Origin of the sequence: Microbacterium sp. dk485, assembly GCF_004570445.1 — a bacterium.
GTDB classification, from domain to species: domain Bacteria; phylum Actinomycetota; class Actinomycetes; order Actinomycetales; family Microbacteriaceae; genus Microbacterium; species Microbacterium wangchenii.
On the sequence record NZ_SPQW01000002.1, the window covers coordinates 1,210,185 to 1,226,999 of the forward strand.

Below are 16,815 nucleotides of genomic sequence, written 5' to 3' on the forward strand. Positions count from 1 at the left end.
GAGGCCGCGCCGCACGAAGGTCGGCTCACCTCGCTGCGCGTGGCGCGACGGGTTGCCGCAGGAGAGTCCGGAGCTTCTCCGGCGCGACCGTGCGGAAATCGCTGAAGTAGATCTCGTGATGCCGGCCGGCCATCCGCAGGCCCTGTGCGGGGATGACCTCCTCGTGCATGCGCTCGAGCACGGGCGCCTCGTCGTCGAACGAGCCGACGTGCAGCGTCTGCACGCAGCGGCCCTCCGAGAGCCCCTCGAGGCGGACGTCGGCCAGGCGCGCCGGCGGCGCCTTCGCTCCGGCCTGGGCGACGGCATCCGCGATCATGGCGGTCTCGATCCAGTCGGGGACCAGGAGCATCATGGTCCAGTCCCACCGGGACTTATCGCGCGATGCGGTGAACGCCGCCATGTCATCGGCCCACCACAGTCCTTCCAGGGGCGGGACGACGTAATCGCGCCCGAGCTCGCGTTTGCTGGCGAACTTCACCTTGTACGCCACCGGGTACAGCGCCTCCAGCGCCTCGGCGTAGGCCGGTGAGGTGTTCGGGTCACCGTGCCCGTCGATCATCAGGTACTGCAGGTCGGGCACATCGACGAGGCGGAACTCACCGCGCCGCGCCCGGTAGCTGTCGAGCGTCTTCTTCAGGTCGATCTTCTCGGTCATCGGACACCTGGGCCCGCTCCGCGAGCCACGACCTCTCTGCCTTCATGAGGCTCAGCGAGTAGGAAAGAACTTCGGATGCTGGCTTCGGGACGGGTCCGAGGGCGCGCTCGGCGGCCTCGACCGCCGAGATCCGCGCATCCACGTGCAGCAGCCGGGCGCCCAGCGCCGCGGCGTACTCGCGCTCGGAGAGCAGCGGGGAGTTCGCGACCCCGACCAGCACGGGGTGCGGGGTGGGAGCCGTGTCGGCGATGAGTGCGCGTGCGCTGCGGGCCGCAGCATCCCGCCCCTCCGCCGTGGCGCGGAACACACGGCGCGACTTCGCACCGCCGCGTGCGTGCTCGGCTGCCACGAGACCGCGCTTCTCCAGTTTGGCGAGCAGGTAGTAGATGGAGGAGAAGCCGATCTCGGTCCACTGCCGGATGCCGCGCTGCTCGATGACCTGCTCGAGCTCGTAGCCGTGCTGCGGGCGCTCGACGACGAGCCCCAGGACGGTCAACTCGGCGGGCGTGAGTTCCACAGGGCTATCCTAGCGCCAGAATAGCGGTTCGTCCTTGACGGATGCGACGGATGCGGTTGGGATGTCGGGATGGCGGTCATCGGCGACGTCCTCGCCCTGGGCACGTCGCTCGAGCGCTCCTCCCCCGCCTACGTGCGCGGGAGGCTCAAGTTCCGCGTGGGTCAACTCGTCTACGTCGCCTTCTCGCTGGACGAGGGCGTCATGGGGTTCGCCTTCCCCAGGGAGGAGCGTGAGGCGCTCGTGGGCGGCGACCCCCGCAAGTTCCAGCTGCCCTCGGCATCCGACCTCCGCTTCAACTGGGTACACGCGGATCTCGCGGCGCTGGAAGCCGGCGAGGCGCGGGAACTCGTCGTGGATGCGTGGCGCATGGTCGTCCCGCAGAAGCTCTCGCGCGCCTACGACCTGGCCCACCCTCACGGACCGGGCTGATCCGCACGGTCGCACCTCACCCGGCGACCGCGCCGTCGTCGCGACGGTCGTACTCGTTGCGGGCACGGATGATGTACTCGGTGTTCTCCTCGGTCCAGGCCACCAGCGACTGCACCGTCGCGTGCAGGCCCCGTCCCACCGAGGTGAGGCTGTACTCCACGCGAGGGGGGATGACCGCGTAGACCTCCCGATGCACCAGGCCGTCGCGTTCCAGGTTCCGCAGCGTCACGGTGAGCATGCGCTGGCTGATGCCGTCCACGGCGCGCTGAAGCTCGGTGAACCGCATCGGGGCGCCGTCGAGCAGGGCGATCACCAGCAACGACCACTTGTCGGCGATGCGGTCGAGGATCTGCCGGACCTCGCAGTCCTCGCGCCGGTCCCACTGGAAGGCGTCCCACCCCTCGGTTCCCCTGGGGTAACCGGGTGACTGCAAAGTGCCTTCTTCCGTCATGCGTCCATGGTGACCCAGGATGGGGCCTCGAACAATAGGTAACCGAACACGGAGAACCCCATGTCACGCCCTAATCCCACGGCACCCCTGGCGAAAGCGGCCCTCCTCGCCGTCCTGTGCGGCGCGGCCTTCCTCGAGGGCATGGACGTCGCGATGTTCAACGTCGCCCTTCCCTCCATCCGCGCCGACCTGGGCTTGACCACCCCGCAGGTGCAGTGGATCGTCAGCGGATACGTCGTGAGTTACGGCGCTCTGATGCTCGTCGGCGGGCGCGTCGCCGACGCCTACGGACATCGCCGCGTCTTTCTCGTCGGGCTGGCCGCGTTCGTCGGGTTCTCACTGGTGGGCGGGCTCGCCGACGACGCCTGGGTCCTGATCGCCATGCGCGTCCTCACCGGTGCGTGCGCGGCCTTCCTCATGCCGGCGGGCCTCGCGATCATCAACACGACGTATCCGGCCGGTCACGCGCGCGATCGCGCGGTTCTCATCTACGCCGGCATCGGGGCGGCGGGTTTCTCGACCGGCCTGGTCGCCGGCGGCCTGCTGTCGATGCTGGGCTGGCGCTGGGTCTTCCTCTTCCCCGCGGGCGTCGGACTCGTCCTGTTGGCCGGGGCATCCGCGCTGGTCCCGCGCGATGTCGGGAACCGGCGCGCGTCGCGCGTGGACTATCCCGGCGCGGTGCTCATCGCGGCCGCGGTCGCGTTCGCCATGCTCGGCATCGAGTCCCTCGCCCACCACGCCGGCCCGTTCCCGCCGGTGGCGTGGACCGTCGCGGCCGTCGCCGCCTTCCTGCTCTTCATCGTGCGACTTCGCCGCGCCGCCGAGCCGCTCCTGCCCCTCGGGGTGCTCTCGCAGTCGTCGGCGGTGCCGGCGGTGGTCGGAGCCGCGTCCCTCGCCGCCGGTTTCGCGGGCTTCCAGCTCGTCTTCGTGATCTACCTGCAGGAGTCTCTGGGATGGTCCGCTTGGCACTCCGCGCTGGGCATGCTGGTGGTGGCGATGGATGCGGTCCTGGCACCCCTGGTCACGCCCCTTCTGGTCCGGCGATTCGGGGTATGGCCGGTGGCCACCGCCGGGCTCGGCTTCGCGCTCCTCGCCTACACGCTGTTCCTCCCGCTGGATGGCACGGACCATTACCTGGACTTCCTTCCGGGGCTGGTCGCCGTGGGGCTGGCCTTCACCCTCGCCTACGGCCCGCTCACGATCGCCGCCACCGAGCGCGCCCCACGCGAGGACCAGGGCGTCGTCAGCGCGGTCCTGTACACGTGCTTCCAGTTCGGTGCCGCTCTCGGCATCGCCGGGGCTTCGGCCCTGCATTCGAGCGCCACCGAGACGATTGGAGACGGCCTGACGGCGCTGAAGATCGCGCTGATCGCGCCCATCGCGGCGGCCGCGCTCGGGTTCGCGTCGGCCGTGGTGACGACGATCCGGCGGCGGTCGCGGCCCCGGCCGGCAGCATCCGTCCCCGCGACCTCCCCCACCGAAAGGTCAGCGTGAGCCGTCGGACGCGACCGGCGGATCGGGCGCCGGCCCCACCGCGGCGAGGCGACTGCGCAGAAAGAAGATGTACGGGATCATCACGGCCGCGATGATCCCCGCCACGACGGTCTCACCCCAGACGGAGTCGGACGTGAGCGTGCCGCTGAGGTTGAACAACGCGTGGAAGACGGCTCCGGGCAGGATGCTGCCGGTCAGAACGACCCCGTAGGCCAGCGCGATGCCGACCAGGATCGCCAGCACGATCTGCACCAGCTGCTCGGGGAGCGAGTACCCGCGGAGCAGGTTGACGACGTGCCCGACCCCGAACGTGACACCGGAGACGACGATCGCCCACGTCGTCCGCCCCTCCGCCCTCAGTGCGCGCAGCAGGAACCCGCGGAAGACGAGCTCCTCGACGAACCCCACACCCGCGACCAGCAGGATCGCGAAGACCACCGTCTCCGTGTCCAGTCCGGGAGCCCATCCCTTGCCGTAGGACACGAAGGCGGTGACGAAGAGCGGGATGAAGAAGGCCGTCGCCGGCAGCGTGCCCGGTTGCACGCGGCGCACCCCGTAGAAGGCGAGCCGGCGCGTGCGCCGGAGATAGACGAGCAGGACTGCGGAGAGGATGAGCAGAACGATGCTCGTCGCCCCCGGGAAGTTCAGCACTCCCCCCACGACGTCGCCCACGTTGACGGCGACGATGTAGATCCCGATCCAGATCAACGCGTGCCAGAGGGGCTGGCTGTCCTGGAGCTTCCGCATGCGACCCCACCCTCCGACGCTGCGCGGGCGCCGTCGGACCCGACGCTAGACCCCGCCGCGTCAGGGAGACAGGGCCGGGTCGGGGATCACCACCGTGCGCCCTTCGCGCGCGTGGATCGAGCCCGGTGACGCGAGGATCGGCTAGCGCGGCCGGGAGGCTCCGCGTCGCGCGTCGCAGAGCCGTCGGCGCGCCAGGAGGCCCGGAAGCCCCCCGGGGCCGACCCGGGTGAAGACCAGGACGAGCGACAGGACGGCGAAGACGAACGCCAGGCCGCCCCATCCGCCGGGCAGAGCACTCAGCAGAAGGTACCCGCCGATGCCACCGAGATAGCGCATGAGCCTTGCGACCCACTCGTCACCGGGGCCGCCGGCGAATCGGACTCCGACGGCGATGTCTCCGATGGTCCGCCCCGTCGCCATCACGACGGCCAGCGTTCCGATGATGGCGGCGAGGGTGCCGGTGACGCCTGCGATCGTGCCGGCGATGACGGCCGATCGATCCTGGACGACGAACTGCAGCCAGAGCTGGACGAGGATCCCGGTGCTCCCCTGAATGATCAGCGCGGCGACGAGGTCGCTGACCATCGCATAGATGCGGCGCCCGCGCGTCACCTCGCCGCCCGGTGCCGCACTCGTCGACGCGACGCCTGCACGCATCGCGCGAGGCAGCGCCAGCGCGAGCAGCGACCCGATCACCGCACCGATCGTATTCGTGAGCAGGTCGTCCACGTCGAAGACTCGGTACGCACACGGATAGAGGCCCCACACCCCCGTGAGCTGCGTGAACTCCACAATGGCCGAGATGCTCAGACCCAGCACAGCGGAGACGACGACGCCACGCTGCCCGAGCACGCGGACGAAGCAGCCGAGCGGTACGAACAGCGCGACGTTCAGGAGCAGCTGCAAGACCGCGGGGTTGGTCAGGAATGCGCCCGGCGCGGAGATCGCCTCGAGGATGTCGGCGACGAACTGCGCGGGATTGAGATTCACCCCCGCGCACACCATCGTGTCGGGGTCGGGAAGCGGCAGGAGCGTGTACGTCCAGATCGCCCAGAAGTAGACGAGGGCCGCCGACCACATCGCGAGTCGGCTCAGCGGCAGCCGCCCCCCGTGCCGATAGCTGGCCGCCACGAAAGGCACGAACAAGAGGAAGCCGACGATTCCGCCGATGAGGACGGCGAGGAGGGCGAGCACGAGTTGGTCGCGCATGATGCTGAGCGTAACGAATCGCCCACCGGCCGGCGCACACGGAATCTCCGAACCGTCTGCGGTGTCGTCGATGAGCACCACCGCGAGCCTCGCGGCACGCCGGGAAGGCCGTGTACCGCCGGTGGTTCCGCCTCCCCGGGTCGGGCGCGCGGATGCGCCGGGACTTCCGCGCCGGCGGCGGGGAGGACGCGCACAGCGACTTCCGGAGCATGGACAGCGCACCCGAGGCACTGGAGTACCGGTCGCACTATCTCGACATCGTTCCCGGGAGCCGGATCGTCTTCACCTACGAGTCGATCATCGACGACGTCGTGAGGTGGGCGTCCCTCGTCACCGTGCTCCTGGCCGACGCCGCCGCCGCCACGCTGTTGACCTGGACCGAGCAGGTCGCCTTCCTCGTCCGCACCGGTGACGGCAGCGCGGATCTTCCGCACCTGCGGGGCGGCATCGCCCTGCGCCTGAACGGGCTCTCCGCCGTGCTCGGCGAGGAAGCGACGCGCCTGCGAGGCTGAGCCTCGCCGCGTCAGGGAGACAGACCCGGGTCGGGGATCAGCACCGTGCGATCGTGGCTGCCGCCGACGGCGTCGCGATATCCCACCCGGACGAGCGTCCCGCCCGCCGTCGAGTCGACGACGCTCACCTTTCGCACCCGTGGATCGAGCGGGGTCAGATCTCCGGTGCGCGAATCCATCAGGCCGATGACGACGGAGTCATCGTCGCGGTCGCGATGCTGGACGATGAGGACCGTGGCGCCGTCGATGTCGCCGCGGGTATCGATCGTCCATCCCGTCGGCAGCTCCCGCGTCGTGAGCTCGCCGTCACGCCCGTCCACCCACTGCACGGAGGCCCGGTTCACCAGACGCACATCCCCGCCCACCGGCTCATACGACTCGAGCCAGTCGCCACCGGTGATCTCCGTCGTCCAGCCGCGACCGCCCGTCAGCGGCGTGCCCACGGCAACGGGCCGGTCGTCCTCGTAGCCGAACGTGACGAACGTGTCGCCCGCGATCACCCACGCGTTGTGCGAATCGTCCGCCAGCTCCACGGTGGTGGCGGTCTGCCCCGTGCGGGAATCCACGACGGTGTGCCGGCCCGCTTCCGCGTCGGACAGGACGATCCACTGAGCCTCGGGAGTCCACCGGCGCGGGTTGAAGGACGATCTACCCCCGCTGCTCGCGACCGCCCCGGACTCCGCCTCCCACACGCCCTCGCGCGTGCGGCGGTCCACGCCGAGGGTGCGCTCTCCGTCGGTGAAGACGACGACGTCGGCGTTCGCGGAGAAGGGTTCCGCATCACCGACCTCGGCAGACCACTCGGTCTGCCCCGTCGCCGTGGAGACGGACATCGCCGATCCCTCCGACGTCCCATCGGCGAACACCACGACCGAGTCTTCCGCCGAGACGGCGGACCAACTCGGCGCCCGGGCGGCGTCGTCGTTGACCCAGAGGACCGACCCGTCCGGGGAGTACCCGACGAGGGCGTTCCGATCCCGTTCGACCACGACGCGCACGTCGCCCGTGCCGCCCACTTCCCAGTAGTCGTCGACGTCCTCGCTGGGCGAGATGCCGGCGAGCACCCGCGAGCCCGACGGCACGGGCGGCTGAACATCGATCGCGATGCATCCGCCAGCCACCACAGCGGCGCCGGCGACAAGGCCGATGAGGGCCGAGCGCCGCGTTCCGCTCAGTGCGCACACGAGCGCCAGTCCGACGACGACCAGTGACGCCACCCACACCGCCCAGCCGAGGTCCAGGACGACCGCGGCCACTCCGCCGGCCACACCCACCGCGCCGAGAATCGCGGCGGCGATCGCTGCGCCACGCCGGGGCCCGGCGAAAAAGGGCGCGCGCGACGGTGGGTGAGCCTCGGTCATGGTGTCTCCGCTCTGCAGGATCAGCACGTGGCCGGGGTTTCCCACGCTATCGGGCGCGCCACCCGGACGTCGGTGGGCGCGCCTATCCTCACCGCATGTCGACTCCCCTCAACGAACACCTGCTCAGCCGCCCGCCCGACCACGCATCATCCGAGACCTTCGGCCGGTTCATCGGCTCGTGGCGGCTCGAGTGGTCGCGACCGGGTGACCCGGCTGCGCCGGATCATGCCGTCGGCGAGGTCCACTTCGGCTGGGTGCTCGGCGGCCGCGCGGTCCAGGACGTGTGGACGGTGCCGGGGCCCGGGCAGCCGGGCGCCGGCGAGGCGCCCTATGGTTTCCACGGCACGACGGTGAGATTCTTCGACGAGGTGCTGGGGGCGTGGCGATCCACGTGGATGGAGCCGGTCAACGGGCGGGTGCGGAAGTTCATCGGCCGAGAGGTGGGCGACGAGATCCACCTCGTCAGCACCGACGACGCGCCTTTCCTCCGGTGGCGATTTACCGAGATCGGCCCCGACCGGTTCGTGTGGCTGGGCGAGTACTCCGACGACGAGGCGCGCACGTGGCACGTGGAGGAACGCATGCTCGCCCGCCGGCGCTGACGGTCGGGAGCCCGCCGTGTGATGAACCCGGTTCTCACCACTCGGTGGAAATAAGGGTGAGCTACCGACGCGAAGCCGCCGGTGCCACTGCCATCGTGGCTGCATGCTCGAAGAACACGGAGAACCCCTGACGACGCAGCGGAGGCCGGCGGCGCGGCCCGGCGCCCTGACCGGGACACGCGACACCACGCCGCATCCCCTGACCCGGCCGGCCGCGCCCGGGAGCGAGCGTGCGACCCGCTACGCCGGGGCGATCAGCCTTGCCGCGGCGCTGGGTGGCACCCTGCTGTGCGCAGCCGGGACGCGCGGCCCGGTTGCGCGCTGAGGAGGGCCGACGCATGGCCTGGAGCACACGTGAGCTCGCCGACCTGGCGGGCACGACCGTGAACACCGTCCGTCACTACCACCGGGTCGGTCTGCTCGACGAACCCGATCGCAGGTACAACGGCTACAAGCAGTACGGCGTGCGCCACCTGGTGCGGTTGCTGCGGATCCGGCGGCTGGCCGACCTCGGGGTGCCGCTGTCGCAGGTGGGAGTGGTCGGCGCAGGTGGGGAGAACACTCCCGAGGTGCTGCACGCGCTGGATGCCGAACTGGCGGAGAACATCGCACGTCTGCAGCAGGCCCGTGCCGACATCGCGGCGATCCTGGATGACGGAGCCCCCGCCGACGCGCCCCCGGGTTTCGCGTCCGTCGCCTCGCACCTGTCCGAGGCCGACAGTTCGATCATCCACATCTACTCGCAGCTCTACGACGAGGAGGCGATGGCGGATCTGCGGCGCATGGTCGAAGTGGATGCCGAAGCCGGCGCCGTCGGCGACGAGATCGGCGCTCTCCCCGCGGATGCGGACGAGGTCACCCGGCAGCAACTCGCCGAGAAGCTCGCGCCCTCGCTCGCGCAGAACCTGATCGAGTACCCGTGGCTGTCGGATCCGGCGGGGCACCTGTCCAAGAGCGCCTCTGTGACCCGACAGACCTTCATCCAGGCCGTGACCGAGCTGTACAACCCCGCCCAGCTCGACGTGCTCGCGCGCGCGGGATTGCTTGCGCAAGAGCTGCTTTCCGCGCACCGCTCGGCGGATGACGACGCTTCGCCGTCCGTGCGACACACCTCTTGACCTGGTTCTGAGAACACGGTTTCTACTGGGCACCGGGTCGAGAGATCTCCCGATCCGCCGTCCCGAAGAAAGAAGTCGGAGCCATGAATCCCCTGCAGGAACTCGTCAGCAACTTCCAACAGCTCGTGAGCCAGGTGCCCGAACTCGTTCAGCCCCTCATCGTGATGCTCGCCGCCGCCATCCCCTTCCTCGAGGGGGAGTTGGGAGCCACGATCGGCATCATCGGCGGCCTCCCTCCCCTGGTCGCCGGCATCGCCGCGGCCATCGGCAACTTCGTGAGCGTGCTCCTCGTGGTGCTGCTCACGTCCGGGGCACGCACCGCCGTCGCCACCCGCCGACCGATCCGGGTGGGAGCGGGTGTGGGAGCCGGATCACCCGAGGCATCACGCTTCGATGAGCCGGCCGACACGTTCGATGAGATCACCTCCGCCAAGCCCGAATCCAAGGGGCGGGTGCGCTTCAAGAAGTGGCTCGTCCGCTTCGGCGTCCCCGGCGCGAGCATCCTGGGTCCCCTGGCCATCCCGACCCAGATCACCTCCGCCATCCTCGTCGGCAGCGGCGTCGCCCGCGCATGGGTTCTGCTCTGGCAGGCGGTGGCGATCATCTTCTGGACGACCGTGACGACCGTCTCGGTGTGGGCCGCACTCACCTTCGTCGTCGGCGTCTGACCCCAGCGGAGTGGAGAGGACATCCCATGTCGCGCGATGAGCCGGTCACCCTCGGTGGGGGCGAGCGACTGCCCCGGTACCGCTGGTGGCAGGCGTTCTCCCGCTCCCTTTTCCATCTGCAGCTCGCGGGCGGGAACGGATCACTGCAGACCTGGTCGGTGGATGTCCGTCCGGGGGGCGATGCCGACAGCGTGGTGCGCGCACGACTGTACCTCGACGGTGTGCACCAGGCCACGGCGAAAGTCCCGGCAGCGTTTCCGGTGCCCGGCGGAACCATCGAGGTCGCCGTGAGCGCCTTCGGGGTCAAACGGAGTCACTACGTCACTTTCGACGGGAGGGAGCGTCAGCTCTCCCCCGATCCCTCCTCCGCCGAGGGACGGCGTGCCCGATTGGATCGAACGCACCCCGGGGTCAGCCGCACCCTGGGCGTCGCGTCGATGGTCGTCCTCGCGGTCGCCCTCGTTCTCGGCATACCGCAGATTCTCGAGCAGATCACCCAGATCCCTCCGGTCGCCGAGACGGTGGGCACATTCTCCAGCCCCGTCCAACTCCCCGGGTGGGTGAACATCTCACTCCTCGTGGCGACGCTGGCCGCCAGCACCGAGCGGGCGCTGCGGCTGCGCTACAACTGGCTCCTCGACGGCGGGCTCTTCGGCGGCGACTAGAGACCGCGTCCCGCAGACTCGTCCGAACTCACCCACGGCGTTCCCGCCACCCCCAGCCCAGGAGAGCCCCATGTACGTGCCCCGCCCCGGTGACATCGCCCTGCCGCCGACCGTATCCATCGACCTGAGTCACCTCGTCGCCGCGGCGCTCGACTCGGCGTCGCCGGCGCCGTCGCCACGGGCGGAGAGCATGGCCCTGATCTCGGCCCTCGCGAGCTGAAGCCGGTCGATACTCGCCGACAGATCCGCCTCGATCAGGCGGAGCATCCGCTCGTCTGAGTGCGATTCGTCGTCCGGGGGGATCTCCGCGATGGGAACGCCGCGCTCCCTCAGACGCCGGATGTGGAGCAGTTGCCGCAGGTGGCTGCTCCCGTAGTGCTTGTAGCCGTTGGCGCCTCTCTCGGGTTCGTCGAGAAGGCCTATCCGGTGATAGTGCCGCACGGCGTTGACCGTGGTTCCGGCAAGTTCCGCCAGCTCTCGTGTGCTCCAGGACATTCGATCGACCTCATCTCCGTCGATCTCAGTCCACGCCCTGTGGTCGGGACCGGGTCAAGCTCGGCGCCGGGTCCTGAGGCATCGAGCCAAGGTCAGAGCTGCAGTTCCTTGAGGTGGCGACGGGAAGTGATGCCCAGCTTCCGGAAGATGCTCCGCAGGTGAGCCTCGATCGTCCGCGGACTGAGGAACAGCGTCGCGGCGACCTCCCGGGAGGTGGCTCCGGTGGCGACCAGACGTGCGATGTGCAGCTCCTGCTCCGTCAGCACCACGCCGGGCGCGGATGCGCGTGCACGCGGGTGCTCGCCTGTGGCGCGCAATTCCTTCGCCGCACGTTCGGCGAACCCCGCCGCGCTCATGTCGGTCAGCATGTCGTGCGCCGTACGCAGCTGCTCGCGCGCATCGCGGCGGCGGCCTTCCCGGCGGAGCCATTCACCGTAGACGAGGTGGGTTCGGGCGAGGTGACCCGCGGCGCGGGAACCGGTCAGCTGCTCGATCGCTTCGCGGTAGTGCCCTTCCGCATCGCTGTCCTGGGCGATCAGCGCCTGTGCACCGGCCGCCAGACCGCGCGCCCAGTGCGTGCCGCTCGCCTGCGCTCGCACGCCCAGCTCGTCGGCGGCTGCGCGAGCCTGATCCAGGCGCCCGGACCGCGCGGCCGCTTCGACGAGCTCCGGGAGAGCCAGGCTCACGACGGCGAGCTCATCGGACTCCACCGCGCGCTGGGCCGCGGTCAGGGCGGGAAGGAACTCGCCGGTGGCGTTGTGGAGCACGGCGAGCGCGTAGTGCGCCAGCGTGACCTCCGCTCCCCGACCCTCCTCCCTCCCCCGGACGCTTTCCCGGTGGAGCGCGGTGGTCTCCGCCGTCCGTCCGCGCCACGACGCCAGGATGAGGTCCCCGTACCGCAGGGAGGCCGCCCCTGTCGCGCGAGCGATCGCCGCGGCTTCCGCCACGATCGCCTCCGCACCGGTGAAGTCGCCACTCAGGGCGAGGGCGACGGAGTGCGAGACCAGGGCGGCGCGAAGGGTCGCCAACGCCCCCGCCTTGCGGGTGATGGCGACATTGCGCACCGCCAGGTCGTGCATCAGATCGTCGTCGAAGAGCGCGAGGGCCGTGCGGTTCGCGAGCCACAGCCAGCGGTCGCTGTCGGTCTGCCCGACGGCGTCTCTATCGAGTTCCTCGTCGCAGAACGATGTCAGCGCCGCCCGGAGCCGGCTCACACCGGCGGTGTAGCCCTCCGTATAGATCGACACGAGACCGTCGAGCAGCAGGTCGAGGGGCCGGGGAGGCTCCGGCGCGCGAGGTGCGGCCCGGGCGGCCTCGGCGGCGCCGCGCACATCGCCGCCGATGATGATGGCGGCGTTGAGGGCGAACAGAAAAGACTCCCGCGCCATCCTCGGCTCAAGCGGCGTCAACGCACGCGCAGCATCCAGGAATTCCAAGGGGACATCGTTGCCCTGCGCGAGGTAGAAGGTCGTGTGCGCGCGGAACAGAATGAGCCGAGCCGCCTCAAAAGGACTGAGCGGTCCTTGCGCGGCGAGCGCGAGCAGCGTCAACGCCTCGTCCGCCGCGCCCGCCTCGTATTTCGCCTGCGCCGCGAGGGTCGCCCGCTGTGTGCGCAGCGCGGGTTCGGGCGTGAGCTCGGCCGCACGCTGGAGGAACGCAGCAGCCGCCGCCATACCGCCGCGGGCGAGCGACCGGTGGCCGGCGCGCTCCAACTCGTCGGCGACGTCCTGGTCCGGGCCGAGGGCGGCCTGCCCCCGATGCCACGCGTGGCGATCCGGATCGATGCGTGCGTCGCCGGCAGCCGCCAGCGCCTCGTGCGCGCGACGGCGTTCGGACGGCGTGGCGGCGGCGTAGACGGCAGAGCGCACCAGGGGGTGACGAAATCGGACCGCCGAGTCGATGCGGAACAGTCCGGCGTTCTCCGCCGGAGCGGCGGCGGAGCGGGGGATGCCGAGGTGCGACGCTGCCCGGAACAGCAACGCCACCTCACCGGTCGGTTCGGCAGCAGCGACCAGGAGCAGCCCTTGCGTCTCCCCTGGCAGCGCCGCCGACCGCTGCAGGAAGGCCTCCTCCATCCGGCGTGCGACGCTCGGTCGCTCCCGCGCCCCGAACCCGCTCGCCAGGATCTCGGGGCGGGAGTTCCGCGGCAGTTCCAGCAGCGCCAGCGGATTCCCGTGTGCTTCCGCGACGACGCGATCGCGGACGGCGTCGTCGATCGGGATGCGGATCTCCGCAGCCAGCAGCGCCCGCGCGTCGCTCTCCCCGAGCCCGCCGAGAGTCAGTGCCGGCAATCCGTCGAAGGGTGCGGACTCGCCGTGGTCGGAATCGCGAGCTGCGATGAGCAGTGCCAGGCGTTCGGCGTACACGCGCCGGGCCGCGAAGGCGATGACCTCTGCCGAGGCCTGGTCCAGCCATTGCGCGTCGTCGATGAGGCAGAGGAGCGGCCGCTCGTCAGCGCTCTCCGCCAGCAGATTCAAGACGGCGAGGCCGACGAGGAACCGGTCGGGCGGGGAGCCCGCCTTCGTGCCGAACGCGATGGCGAGCGCGTCGTGCTGGGGCTCGGCCAGCGCGGCGACGTGCTCCAGAAGAGGGGCACACAGCTGGTGCAGCGCCGCGTAGGCGAACTGCCGCTCCGACTCCATGCCGATCGCACGCACGACCCGGAACCCCGATGGCTCGGCCACGGCGCCGGCGTAGTCCAGCAGTGTCGACTTCCCGATCCCGGCCTCACCGCGGGCGACCAGGACGCCGCCTCGGCCGGCCTGCGCTTCCGCCAGGACGCCTTCGACCCTCGCCCGCTCCTCCTGGCGTCCGAACAACCGCACGCGTCACCCCCGTGAACATCAGTCAGGAACGGGACCGGCGTCATCGGTTCGCACCTAACGCGCCCCTCAACCCTGTGCTCACCCCACACTATGGCCCCGGCGCTGCATCCCGTCCCGGTCGGCGCGACGGGCCCCACATCTCGAGCTTCTGCGGATTGCGGACAGCCCACACCCGCGCGATGCGGCCGTCGTCGGTCGCGGCGAGCGCGAGCACGGCGAGCGTGCGGTCTTCGCCGTCGGTTGCCGCGAGCCCCGGCTCCCCGTTGACCAGTTCCTCGCCGATGATGAGGTCGGGCTGACGATCGCGCACGCCCAGGAGGAACGTCGCGATGGCCTCCGCCCCGTGCAGCGGTTCCAGGGACGCGGATACGAGGCCGCCGCCGTCCGTGATGGCCGTGGCCTCGGGGTCGAGCACGTCGATGAGTGCGGCCAGATCCCCCCGCTGCCATGCGGCCTTGAATGCCTGCACGGCTGCAGCATGCTGGGCGGGCCGGACGGGCGTCCGCTGCTGCTCACCGATGCGACGACGAGCCGACCAGGCGAGCTGGCGGCACGCCGCCGGTGTGCGCCCCACGACGTCGGCGATCTCGCCGAAGGTGTACCGGAAGACGTCGTGGAGCACGAACGCGACCCGTTCGGCCGGCGTCATGGATTCCAGGACGATGAGCAGCGCCATCGACACCGAGTCGTCCAGGGCCACCCTGTCCGCGGGGTCCATCTCCCCCGCCGCCCCCTGGCTGCTCCATCGACCGACTGCGGGCAGGGGTTCAGGAAGCCATTCGCCGACGTAGTGCTCCCGGCGCGCACGGGCGGAGTCGAGCATGTCCAGCCCGATGCGGCTGGCCGTCTTGATGAGCCACGCGCGCGGGTGCGAGATGCTCCGTCGTTCGTGATCGCTGAGCCGGTACCAGCGGCTGTAGGTCTCCTGCACCGCATCCTCCGCGTCGGCGAGCGAGCCGAGCAGGCGGTAACTCAGCCCCAGAAGGACGCTTCGTTCGCGGATCGCGTCCGCGAACTCCGGCGGCTCGCCGGGCTGCGATGTGGCGCCTGCCGGCATCCTTCGTCCCTTCGCCGCATCCGTACGGTCATTGTGCATGGGATATCCCCTCGCGTCGTCGGTCCTGGCTTCGGAGAGGCCCGACATGCCCATGGACCTCGACGTACTCGCCTCCCGGACGGCGGAGGATCCTGCCCGTCTCGTGGCCGCGGAGGGCGACATCGCGGTCTCTGCGCTGCAGTCCGAGGCAGATCCGTCTCGTCAGGGAGAACGCGGCGAGGGGGCCGAGGACGAGGGTGAGCCGTAGGGCGAAGGTCAGGCCTTCGTTGCTCAGCGCGAGCTTCATCGCGATCACATCGCTTCCGCCTGCCAGCCACAGCACCCCGTACACGACCACGCCCGCGACGCCGATGCCGGTGCGTGCCGGTGCGTCCCGCGGCCTGGTCAGCACGTGGTGCGCGTCCTGGTCGCCCGTGAACCAGCCCTCGACGAACGGGTAGCTCATCGCCGCCAGGAAGAACAGCCCGGCTGCCCCGATGGGCACGAGGAGCGCGGGTGTCCAGGTGCGGTCGAACAGCACCACCTCCCATCCCGGTGGCACCAGGCGCTGAGCACCGTCGAGGAACGCGAGGTACCACAGCGCTCCCCCGCCCGCCGAGGCGACGGCAGGATCGGCCGGCCCGTACACCCAGATGGGATTGACCGTGGTGGTCGCGGCGATCACGGTCAGGATCCCGGAGACGACCATGAAGAGGCCGACGCTTGTGACCAGGGCGACCTTCATCGGCCGCCCGACGACGTTGTGCTCGGTGCGCCCGGGCCCCGGGAACTGCGGAGGGCGGTGCAGGAGGCTCAGCGCGCCGATAGCGACCAGAAGCACGACGATGATGCCGGGGAGCACCATGACGTGCACAGGGTAGAAGGTTGCGATCGCACCGCCGGGGAAACGGCCCTGGAAGATGAGCGCCGACAGCCATGTGCCGATGACCGGGATGCCCCTGAGCAGGCCGTCCATCACCATGAGGCTCGTGCCCGACAGGGCGTCGTCGGGGAGGATGTGGCCCAGCAGCCCGGCCGCCATGCTCGACAGGAGGACGCCGATCCACAGCAGCCAGGTCAGCTCACGAGGCTTCCGGAACGCGCCCGTGAAGAAGACGCGCAGGATGTGCAGCATCACCGCCGCGATCATCGCCGACGCGCTCCAGTGATGAAGCTGGCGCACCAGCAGGCCGCCGCGGGTCTCGAACGAGACCTCGAGCGTCGATTCGAACGCTTTCGACACCTCCATACCGCGCAACGGTCGGTAGGCGCCTTCGTAGATCACCGCAGTCGTCGAGGGCTCGTAGAAGAACAGCAGGAAGACCCCGGACAGCCCGCACACCACGGCACTCGCCACGGCGACCTGCCCGAACAGCAGCGACCAATGATCCGGGATCACCCGTCGCTGCCAGGACGAGATCACCGTCGCGATGTTGGTGCGGTCGTCCAGCCAGCGCGCCAATCGGTCCGTGAGCTGCCCGGTTCCGTGCTCTGAACGACTCAACGACTCGCCTCCTCTCGCGGCCGGCCGATGCGCGCCGCGTAGACAAGGACGACGTAACCCGTCGAAACGTCAGGCGAGACGCCACGCCGCTCGCCGCCCTGACAATCCGCACGACCGTCTCGTCTCCCTCACTGAGAGGGACCCTCCCGTCCCGTGGATGCGAATGAAGGAGAAGAACATGTCCCAGCCCGTCACGTTCGTCAACGTCATCGAGGTGGAGCCGTCGAACCAGCAGGAGTTGATCGACCTGCTGATCGAGGGCACCGAGAAGGTCATCTCCACACGGCAGGGATTCATCTCGGTCACGCTGCTCGCCAGCCTCGACAGGACGCGCGTCATCAACATCGCCGTCTGGGAGAGCGCCGAGGATGTGAAGGCCACGCAGAGCGACCCGGCGGCAGTCGAGTACGCCCGTCGCACGGCAGCCATCGCGCGGCCCGGTCCCGGTCGGTACGCCGTGGCAGCCGAGTTCACCGCCTGACCCGAGCGACGGGGGCGGCACGGGCGCATCTGAACGACAGCGAGCC

The 16,815-nt window shown here is 70.2% G+C and carries 19 protein-coding genes; 9 read left to right on the forward strand and 10 right to left on the reverse strand.

Features of this window, described 5'->3' with window-relative positions:
• Positions 1–25: 25 nt before the first annotated feature.
• Together E4V99_RS16765 and E4V99_RS16770 are read right to left on the reverse strand one after the other, a co-directional pair.
• On the reverse strand, positions 26–655 hold the full coding sequence (locus tag E4V99_RS16765) for a GyrI-like domain-containing protein (protein WP_135117911.1): 630 nt from the start codon (positions 653–655) through the stop codon (positions 26–28).
• The gene (locus E4V99_RS16770) at positions 597–1,172 is read right to left on the reverse strand and encodes a PadR family transcriptional regulator (RefSeq protein ID WP_135117912.1); all 576 of its coding nucleotides are present in this window, start codon (positions 1,170–1,172) and stop codon (positions 597–599) included. Before E4V99_RS16770 ends, E4V99_RS16765 begins: the two co-directional genes overlap by 59 nt.
• 69 nt (positions 1,173–1,241) lie before the next feature.
• Between E4V99_RS16770 and E4V99_RS16775 the strand changes: the two genes are divergently transcribed.
• Positions 1,242–1,601 (forward strand): MmcQ/YjbR family DNA-binding protein, encoded by a 360-nt coding sequence (locus E4V99_RS16775; RefSeq protein ID WP_135117913.1) that lies wholly within the window; start codon positions 1,242–1,244, stop codon positions 1,599–1,601.
• Positions 1,602–1,617: 16 nt separating this feature from the next.
• On the opposite strand, the gene E4V99_RS16780 is transcribed toward E4V99_RS16775, so the two are convergent.
• On the reverse strand, positions 1,618–2,052 hold the full coding sequence (locus tag E4V99_RS16780; RefSeq protein ID WP_209305646.1) for a helix-turn-helix domain-containing protein: 435 nt from the start codon (positions 2,050–2,052) through the stop codon (positions 1,618–1,620).
• 60 nt (positions 2,053–2,112) lie between these two features.
• Here E4V99_RS16780 and E4V99_RS16785 point away from each other — a divergent pair, with 60 nt between their 5' ends.
• Entirely contained in the window at positions 2,113–3,546 is a 1,434-nt protein-coding gene (locus E4V99_RS16785) for an MFS transporter (protein ID WP_135117914.1), read from the forward strand.
• Here E4V99_RS16785 and E4V99_RS16790 read toward each other — a convergent pair.
• Together E4V99_RS16790 and E4V99_RS16795 are read right to left on the reverse strand one after the other, a co-directional pair.
• A complete protein-coding gene (locus tag E4V99_RS16790; protein WP_135117915.1) occupies positions 3,538–4,293 on the reverse strand; it encodes a CPBP family intramembrane glutamic endopeptidase in 756 nt (251 codons plus the stop codon). The two genes, E4V99_RS16785 and E4V99_RS16790, sit on opposite strands and share 9 nt — an antisense overlap.
• 141 nt (positions 4,294–4,434) lie before the next feature.
• Positions 4,435–5,502: a VanZ family protein gene (locus E4V99_RS16795; RefSeq protein ID WP_135117916.1), complete on the reverse strand. Its 1,068-nt coding sequence runs from the start codon at positions 5,500–5,502 to the stop codon at positions 4,435–4,437.
• A gap of 110 nt (positions 5,503–5,612) precedes the next feature.
• On the opposite strand from E4V99_RS16795, the gene E4V99_RS16800 reads away from it, so the two are divergent.
• Entirely contained in the window at positions 5,613–6,014 is a 402-nt protein-coding gene (locus E4V99_RS16800) for an SRPBCC domain-containing protein (RefSeq protein WP_261799163.1), read from the forward strand.
• Positions 6,015–6,025: 11 nt separating this feature from the next.
• On the opposite strand, the gene E4V99_RS16805 is transcribed toward E4V99_RS16800, so the two are convergent.
• Positions 6,026–7,375: a hypothetical protein gene (locus tag E4V99_RS16805; protein ID WP_135117917.1), complete on the reverse strand. Its 1,350-nt coding sequence runs from the start codon at positions 7,373–7,375 to the stop codon at positions 6,026–6,028.
• A gap of 95 nt (positions 7,376–7,470) precedes the next feature.
• Between E4V99_RS16805 and E4V99_RS16810 the strand changes: the two genes are divergently transcribed.
• The 5 genes from E4V99_RS16810 (at position 7,471) to E4V99_RS16830 (ending at position 10,428) form a co-directional block, all read left to right on the forward strand.
• Positions 7,471–7,977, forward strand: a complete 507-nt coding sequence (locus tag E4V99_RS16810) for a hypothetical protein (RefSeq protein ID WP_135065211.1) — start codon at positions 7,471–7,473, stop codon at positions 7,975–7,977.
• Positions 7,978–8,080: 103 nt separating this feature from the next.
• Entirely contained in the window at positions 8,081–8,302 is a 222-nt protein-coding gene (locus E4V99_RS16815) for a hypothetical protein (RefSeq protein ID WP_135065208.1), read from the forward strand.
• Positions 8,303–8,315: 13 nt separating this feature from the next.
• Positions 8,316–9,095, forward strand: a complete 780-nt coding sequence (locus tag E4V99_RS16820) for a MerR family transcriptional regulator (RefSeq protein WP_135117918.1) — start codon at positions 8,316–8,318, stop codon at positions 9,093–9,095.
• Positions 9,096–9,178: 83 nt separating this feature from the next.
• Complete coding sequence (locus E4V99_RS16825) at positions 9,179–9,763, forward strand: small multidrug efflux protein (RefSeq protein WP_135117919.1); 585 nt, start codon at positions 9,179–9,181, stop codon at positions 9,761–9,763.
• 26 nt (positions 9,764–9,789) lie between these two features.
• Positions 9,790–10,428 carry a hypothetical protein gene (locus E4V99_RS16830; RefSeq protein ID WP_135065199.1) on the forward strand — a complete coding sequence of 213 codons (639 nt, stop codon included), beginning with the start codon at positions 9,790–9,792 and terminating at the stop codon, positions 10,426–10,428.
• A gap of 129 nt (positions 10,429–10,557) precedes the next feature.
• Here E4V99_RS16830 and E4V99_RS16835 read toward each other — a convergent pair whose 3' ends face one another.
• The 4 genes from E4V99_RS16835 to E4V99_RS16850 form a co-directional block, all read right to left on the reverse strand.
• The gene (locus E4V99_RS16835) at positions 10,558–10,923 is read right to left on the reverse strand and encodes a MerR family transcriptional regulator (protein ID WP_135117920.1); all 366 of its coding nucleotides are present in this window, start codon (positions 10,921–10,923) and stop codon (positions 10,558–10,560) included.
• 92 nt (positions 10,924–11,015) lie between these two features.
• Positions 11,016–13,748: a LuxR family transcriptional regulator gene (locus E4V99_RS16840; protein WP_135065193.1), complete on the reverse strand. Its 2,733-nt coding sequence runs from the start codon at positions 13,746–13,748 to the stop codon at positions 11,016–11,018.
• Positions 13,749–13,836: 88 nt separating this feature from the next.
• On the reverse strand, positions 13,837–14,844 hold the full coding sequence (sigJ, locus tag E4V99_RS16845) for an RNA polymerase sigma factor SigJ (protein WP_240742844.1): 1,008 nt from the start codon (positions 14,842–14,844) through the stop codon (positions 13,837–13,839).
• Positions 14,834–16,288: a cytochrome b N-terminal domain-containing protein gene (locus E4V99_RS16850; protein ID WP_240742843.1), complete on the reverse strand. Its 1,455-nt coding sequence runs from the start codon at positions 16,286–16,288 to the stop codon at positions 14,834–14,836. Before E4V99_RS16850 ends, sigJ begins: the two co-directional genes overlap by 11 nt.
• 178 nt (positions 16,289–16,466) lie before the next feature.
• On the opposite strand from E4V99_RS16850, the gene E4V99_RS16855 reads away from it, so the two are divergent.
• Positions 16,467–16,769, forward strand: coding sequence for an antibiotic biosynthesis monooxygenase (locus tag E4V99_RS16855; protein ID WP_135065190.1), 303 nt, complete (start codon positions 16,467–16,469; stop codon positions 16,767–16,769).
• Positions 16,770–16,815: the final 46 nt, after the last annotated feature.

Coding starts and splice junctions, on each gene's coding strand:
- E4V99_RS16765 (WP_135117911.1), bottom strand. CDS start 655: ATGACCGAGAAGATCGACCTGAAGAAGACGCTCGACAGCTACCGGGCG.
- E4V99_RS16775 (WP_135117913.1), top strand. CDS start 1,242: ATGGCGGTCATCGGCGACGTCCTCGCCCTGGGCACGTCGCTCGAGCGC.
- E4V99_RS16780 (WP_209305646.1), bottom strand. CDS start 2,052: ATGACGGAAGAAGGCACTTTGCAGTCACCCGGTTACCCCAGGGGAACC.
- E4V99_RS16785 (WP_135117914.1), top strand. CDS start 2,113: ATGTCACGCCCTAATCCCACGGCACCCCTGGCGAAAGCGGCCCTCCTC.
- E4V99_RS16790 (WP_135117915.1), bottom strand. CDS start 4,293: ATGCGGAAGCTCCAGGACAGCCAGCCCCTCTGGCACGCGTTGATCTGG.
- E4V99_RS16795 (WP_135117916.1), bottom strand. CDS start 5,502: ATGCGCGACCAACTCGTGCTCGCCCTCCTCGCCGTCCTCATCGGCGGA.
- E4V99_RS16805 (WP_135117917.1), bottom strand. CDS start 7,375: ATGACCGAGGCTCACCCACCGTCGCGCGCGCCCTTTTTCGCCGGGCCC.
- E4V99_RS16810 (WP_135065211.1), top strand. CDS start 7,471: ATGTCGACTCCCCTCAACGAACACCTGCTCAGCCGCCCGCCCGACCAC.
- E4V99_RS16815 (WP_135065208.1), top strand. CDS start 8,081: ATGCTCGAAGAACACGGAGAACCCCTGACGACGCAGCGGAGGCCGGCG.
- E4V99_RS16820 (WP_135117918.1), top strand. CDS start 8,316: ATGGCCTGGAGCACACGTGAGCTCGCCGACCTGGCGGGCACGACCGTG.
- E4V99_RS16825 (WP_135117919.1), top strand. CDS start 9,179: ATGAATCCCCTGCAGGAACTCGTCAGCAACTTCCAACAGCTCGTGAGC.
- E4V99_RS16830 (WP_135065199.1), top strand. CDS start 9,790: ATGTCGCGCGATGAGCCGGTCACCCTCGGTGGGGGCGAGCGACTGCCC.
- E4V99_RS16835 (WP_135117920.1), bottom strand. CDS start 10,923: ATGTCCTGGAGCACACGAGAGCTGGCGGAACTTGCCGGAACCACGGTC.
- sigJ (WP_240742844.1), bottom strand. CDS start 14,844: ATGCACAATGACCGTACGGATGCGGCGAAGGGACGAAGGATGCCGGCA.
- E4V99_RS16855 (WP_135065190.1), top strand. CDS start 16,467: ATGTCCCAGCCCGTCACGTTCGTCAACGTCATCGAGGTGGAGCCGTCG.